This window comes from Treponema sp. R8-4-B8, from assembly GCF_054786175.1.
Window position 1 is genome coordinate 1 of the sequence record NZ_BDHE01000264.1, and the last position, 582, is coordinate 582.

At 48.8% G+C, this 582-nt stretch carries 1 protein-coding gene and 1 pseudogene; one reads left to right on the forward strand and one right to left on the reverse strand.

What is annotated here, in order from left to right:
- A partial coding sequence (locus tag ACYVRA_RS08290; RefSeq protein WP_461252256.1) for a CHAT domain-containing protein occupies positions 1–408 on the reverse strand: 408 nt, incomplete at its 3' end.
- Between ACYVRA_RS08290 and ACYVRA_RS08295 the strand changes: the two are divergent.
- A pseudogene (locus ACYVRA_RS08295) lies at positions 407–582 on the forward strand (diadenylate cyclase CdaA); the annotation flags it as partial. The gene ACYVRA_RS08290 and the pseudogene ACYVRA_RS08295 sit on opposite strands and share 2 nt — an antisense overlap.

The following is a 582-nucleotide window of genomic DNA, read 5'->3' on the forward strand; positions in this document are numbered from 1 at the left end:
CACGCCTTCTACAGGCTCATTGTTCCATTCGTGGTTACCGCCAGCTAATAAAATCCCTGAGCGCAACAGCAGATTGTCTATTGGTTTTAATACGCTGCTGCCTTGCTGTTGCTGCCTGTCATCGGTTGGGCGTTTAGGGTCAGGAAGAAAGAAGCCGTGGGTAGCCAAATGAATTAACCCTGTTTTTTTGCCGCTTAACTGTCTGAAAGATTCCTCGTTGCCCATGCTGTCTTGATACAAAGTGTTGGCTATCTTTTTTTTCTTTAAATAGCCTTGAATATTCTGCACTTCCACACGTGTTGCAGGTAACGGAACCCACGCCGCACCCCTCGTTACGCCCTCTGGCGGAGCGGAAGAAGCGGCAGACGCTACGGTTTCTTGTTTGTATGACTGCGCCGCCGCTCGCATGGCGGTACAATCAGACGCGGTAGTGCTTATCGTTTCAGAAGAGACGGGGGCGATTTCCCTCGCTTACGATTCAAAACTGTATTATGATTTGTCTTCCGCTGACGTTACGCGCAAATTAATGGAACTGCTTGACAAGGGAAGCAGAAAAGAAGCGGCGCAGAAAGATAATCCTAA